Origin of the sequence: Streptomyces sp. WELS2, from assembly GCF_013870595.1 — a bacterium.
Classification (GTDB): Bacteria; Actinomycetota; Actinomycetes; order Streptomycetales; family Streptomycetaceae; genus Streptomyces.
Genome location: NZ_JACBWZ010000527.1, coordinates 1 through 4,497, shown reverse-complemented (window position 1 = coordinate 4,497; position 4,497 = coordinate 1). Strand labels below are relative to the sequence as shown.

Annotated in this window: 3 protein-coding genes; 2 read left to right on the top strand and 1 reads right to left on the bottom strand. The window is 69.2% G+C overall.

Annotation, left to right across the window (positions count from 1 at the left end; all coding sequences use genetic code 11):
• Nucleotides 1-54: 54 nt before the first annotated feature.
• Entirely contained in the window at nucleotides 55-849 is a 795-nt protein-coding gene (locus H5J33_RS24820; protein WP_181797097.1) for a metal-dependent hydrolase, read from the bottom strand.
• 145 nt (nucleotides 850-994) lie between these two features.
• On the opposite strand from H5J33_RS24820, the gene H5J33_RS24815 reads away from it, so the two are divergent.
• Nucleotides 995-3,508 (top strand): RNA helicase, encoded by a 2,514-nt coding sequence (locus tag H5J33_RS24815; RefSeq protein WP_181797096.1) that lies wholly within the window; start codon nucleotides 995-997, stop codon nucleotides 3,506-3,508.
• A gap of 40 nt (nucleotides 3,509-3,548) precedes the next feature.
• Nucleotides 3,549-4,415, top strand: coding sequence for an acyl-CoA thioesterase II (locus H5J33_RS24810; protein WP_181797095.1), 867 nt, complete (start codon nucleotides 3,549-3,551; stop codon nucleotides 4,413-4,415).
• The last annotated feature ends 82 nt before the right edge of the window (nucleotides 4,416-4,497 follow it).

The window sequence follows — 4,497 nt, the reverse complement described above, 5'->3', positions numbered from 1 at the left end:
CGCGGCCCGCCCGACACGTCGTTGCCCGATCTCGAGCCGGTGCTGCCGGCCTGGTCAGATCACATTGAGGGCAGCCGCGCAGCCGACCCCGCCAAGCAGCATGAACGCCGGCATCAGCACCTTGAGCTCGATCCAGCTGCCCGCCCGGAACCGCATCGCCTTTGGCGGCCCCACCGGGTACCAGCGCTTGCGGCCCACCGGGATCGGCCACAGGACCGGGCACCCGGAGACGGTCAGGGCGTCCCCGACGTCGTGCACCAGCGCGCCGAGCACCACCGGCAGCCCCAGCCACAGGTACTCCTGCCCCGGCGCGGTGAACAGCCAGTCGGAACCATGGCCCGGCTTGTCCAGCACTCCGGCCAGGATCCACGCGCTGGTCGCCGCCAGCAGCCAGACCAGGACGTCGCTGCTCGAGCCGCGCGCCGCCCGCCACAGCAGACCTTCGATCGCCAGCACCATGTGCACGAAGAGGATCGCCAGCACCCCCCAGCGGCCCCCTGCGATCGCCACGGCGGAACAGCCGACGCCGATCAGGACCGCCCAGAGCCAGGTGTGCGTCAGCGTGCGGTGTCCGCCGGAGCGGCGCGGGTCGCCCTGCTTCCTGGTCGCCTTGTAGACCGTGTACGACAGCTTGTCCACGATCTCGCAGACGCCGCGGGAGACCGGCCCGAAGGCCCGGGAGATGGTGGCCGCCTTGTGGTCGAGGTCCGGGGCGAGCGCGGCGCCGGCGCAGATCAGGGCGCCGCTGAGGAGCACCGGCCAGGGCATGGGGTGTCCGGCCGCCGCTGTGGCGGCTCCCACCCCCAGCCAGGCCGCGGCCCCCGACAGTGAGTGTGCTGGTCCCATCATGGCCGCTTCCCGCCCCATTCCTCGTGTCGCGCTGCCAAGTTGACCTGGTGCGCTGACGCCTCGCCGGCCACACAGCGTAGCTTCCATGATCTTCGTACCCGCAGCCGATTCCCCGCTCGGGCGGTAGGCCAGGCAAGATGGGGGCGTGACCCTCATCGATCAGCTGCCGCCGACCGCCGACCCCGACGCCCTGTACGAGGCTTTCGAGTCCTGGGCTCAGGAGCGCGGCCTCACCCTCTATCCCCACCAGGAGGAGGCGCTGATCGAGGTGGTCTCCGGGGCGAACGTGATCGTGTCGACGCCCACGGGATCCGGCAAGAGCATGATCGCCGCGGGCGCGCACTTCGCCGCGCTGGCCCGGGACGAGGTCACCTTCTACACGGCACCGATCAAGGCCCTGGTGTCGGAGAAGTTCTTCGAGCTGTGCAAGCTCTTCGGCACCGAGAACGTCGGCATGCTCACCGGTGACGCCTCCGTGAACGCCGACGCGCCCGTCATCTGCTGCACCGCCGAGGTGCTGGCGTCGATCGCGCTGCGGGACGGCAAGGACGCGGACGTCGGCCAGGTCGTCATGGACGAGTTCCACTTCTACGCCGAGGGGGACCGCGGCTGGGCCTGGCAGATCCCGTTGCTGGAACTCCCCCAGGCGCAGTTCATCCTGATGTCGGCCACTTTGGGCGATGTGTCCTTCTTCGAGAAGGATCTCATCCGCCGCACCGGCCGTCCCACCTCGGTGGTCCGCTCCGCGACCCGCCCGGTGCCCCTGTCCTACGAGTACAAGCTGACCCCGCTCACCGAGACGCTCACCGACCTGCTGGAGAGCAAGCAGGCCCCCGTGTACATCGTGCACTTCACACAGGCGCAGGCCGTGGAGCGGGCGCAGGCGCTGATGAGCATCAACATGTGCTCGCGCGAGGAGAAGGACCAGATCGCCGAGCTGATCGGCAACTTCCGCTTCACCACCAAGTTCGGCCGCAACCTCTCCCGTTACGTACGGCACGGCATCGGCGTGCACCACGCCGGCATGCTGCCCAAGTACCGGCGTCTGGTGGAGAAACTCGCCCAGGCCGGACTGCTGAAGGTCATCTGCGGCACGGACACGCTCGGCGTGGGCGTCAACGTGCCCATCCGCACGGTGCTGTTCACAGCGCTGACCAAGTACGACGGCAGCCGAGTGCGCACCCTGCGGGCCCGTGAGTTCCACCAGATCGCGGGCCGGGCCGGCCGGGCCGGTTTCGACACCGCGGGGCTCGTGGTCGCGCAGGCGCCGGAGCACGTCATCGAGAACGAGAAGGCGCTGGCGAAGGCGGGCGACGATCCGAAGAAGCGGCGCAAGGTGGTGCGCAAGAAGGCGCCGGAGGGCTTTGTCGGCTGGACGGAGAACACCTTCCAGAAGCTGATCGAGTCGGAACCGGAGCCGCTGACCTCGCGTTTCCGGGTGACGCACACGATGCTGCTGTCGGTGATCGCCCGCCCGGGCAACGCGTTCGAGGCGATGCGCCATCTCCTGGAGGACAACCACGAGCCGCGCAAGCAGCAGCTGCGGCACATCCGCCGGGCCATCGCGATCTACCGCTCCCTGCTCGACGGCGGAATCGTGGAGAAGCTCGACAAGCCCGATGCCGAGGGCCGCATCATCCGGCTCACGGTCGACCTCCAGCAGGACTTCGCGCTGAACCAGCCGCTGTCCACGTTCGCGCTGGCCGCGTTCGAACTCCTCGATCCCGAGTCGCCCTCCTACGCCCTCGACATGGTCTCCGTGGTCGAGTCCACCCTGGACGATCCGCGCCAGATCCTCGTGGCCCAGCAGAACAAGGCGCGCGGCGAGGCCGTGGCCGCGATGAAGGCGGACGGGGTCGAGTACGAGGAGCGCATGGAGCGCCTCCAGGACATCACCTACCCCAAGCCGCTGGAAGAACTGCTCTTCCACGCCTACAACACCTACCGCAAGAGCCACCCGTGGGTCGGCGACCACCCGCTGTCGCCGAAGTCGGTGGTCCGGGACATGTACGAGCGGGCGTTGTCCTTCACGGAGCTGGTGTCGTTCTACGAGCTGGCGCGCACCGAGGGCATCGTGCTGCGTTACCTCGCCAGCGCCTACAAGACTTTGGACCACACCATCCCGGACGACCTGAAGTCCGAGGACCTGCAGGACCTGATCGAGTGGCTGGGCGAGATGGTGCGCCAGGTGGACTCCAGCCTGCTGGACGAATGGGAGCAGCTGGCCAACCCGGAGGAGATGACCGCCGAGGAGGCCCAGGAGAAGGCCGACGAGGTCAAGCCGGTCACGGCCAACGCCCGCGCCTTCCGGGTCCTCGTCCGCAACGCCATGTTCCGCCGCGTGGAGCTGGCCGCCCTGGACCACGTCGAGGAACTGGGCGAGCTGGACGCCGAGTCCGGCTGGGACGCCGACGCGTGGGGCGAGGCGATGGACAAGTACTGGGACGAGTACGACGACCTCGGCACCGGCCCCGACGCCCGTGGCCCCAAGCTCCTCGTCATCAAGGAGGAGCCGCAGAACGGCCTCTGGCGCGTCCGCCAGATCTTCGACGACCCGAACGGCGACCACGACTGGGGCATCAGCGCGGAGATCGACCTCGCGGCCTCCGACGCCGAGGGCCGTGCGGTCGTCCGTGTCACCGACGTCGGCCAGCTGTGAGCCGTTCACGGCCAGTGGCAAGCCAAGGAGAAACCCATCGATGACGAATCCGACCGAGAGACTGGTCGACCTGCTCGACCTGGAGCAGATAGAGGTCAACATCTTCCGTGGCCGCAGCCCGCAGGAGTCCCTCCAGCGGGTCTTCGGCGGCCAGGTGGCCGGCCAGGCGCTGGTCGCCGCCGGCCGCACAACGGACGGCGATCGCCCGGTGCACTCACTGCACGCGTACTTCCTGCGCCCCGGCCGGCCGGGCGTGCCGATCGTGTACCAGGTGGAACGGGTCCGCGACGGGCGTTCCTTCACGACGCGCCGGGTCACGGCCGTGCAGCAGGGCCGCACGATCTTCAATCTGACCGCCTCCTTTCACAAGCCCGAGGAAGGACCTTTCGAACACCAGCTGCCGCCGGCCCGTGAGGTGCCGCACCCGGAGTCGCTGCCGACGGTCTCCGATGAGATCCGCAAGCATCTGGGCACGCTGCCGGAGCAGTTGGAGCGGATGGCGCGCCGCCAGCCCTTCGACATCCGCTACGTCGACCGGCTGCGCTGGAACGCCGAGGAGATCAAGGGGGCCGAGCCGCGCAGTGCCGTGTGGATGCGCGCGGTGGGGCCGCTGGGCGACGACCCTCTGGTGCACACCTGCGCGCTGACCTACGCCAGTGACATGACCCTCCTGGACGCGGTCCGCATCCCGGTGGAGCCGCTGTGGGGTCCGCGCAACTTCGACTTGGCCTCGCTGGACCACGCCATGTGGTTCCACCGGCCCTTCCGCGCCGACGAGTGGTTCCTCTACGACCAGGAGTCCCCGATCGCCATCGGTGGACGTGGGCTGGCCCGCGGGCGCATCTACGACCTGGAGGGACGACTGCTCGTATCCGTCGTCCAGGAAGGCCTGTTCCGGGCGCTGTAACCCCTGCGGCCAGGGCTCCGCGACGAGGCGTTCACACCCGCGCGGGCTCCGCGCGTCGTGGACTTCTCCGCCGGAGCCAGGC

Coding starts and splice junctions, on each gene's coding strand:
- H5J33_RS24820 (WP_181797097.1), bottom strand. CDS start 849: ATGATGGGACCAGCACACTCACTGTCGGGGGCCGCGGCCTGGCTGGGG.
- H5J33_RS24810 (WP_181797095.1), top strand. CDS start 3,549: ATGACGAATCCGACCGAGAGACTGGTCGACCTGCTCGACCTGGAGCAG.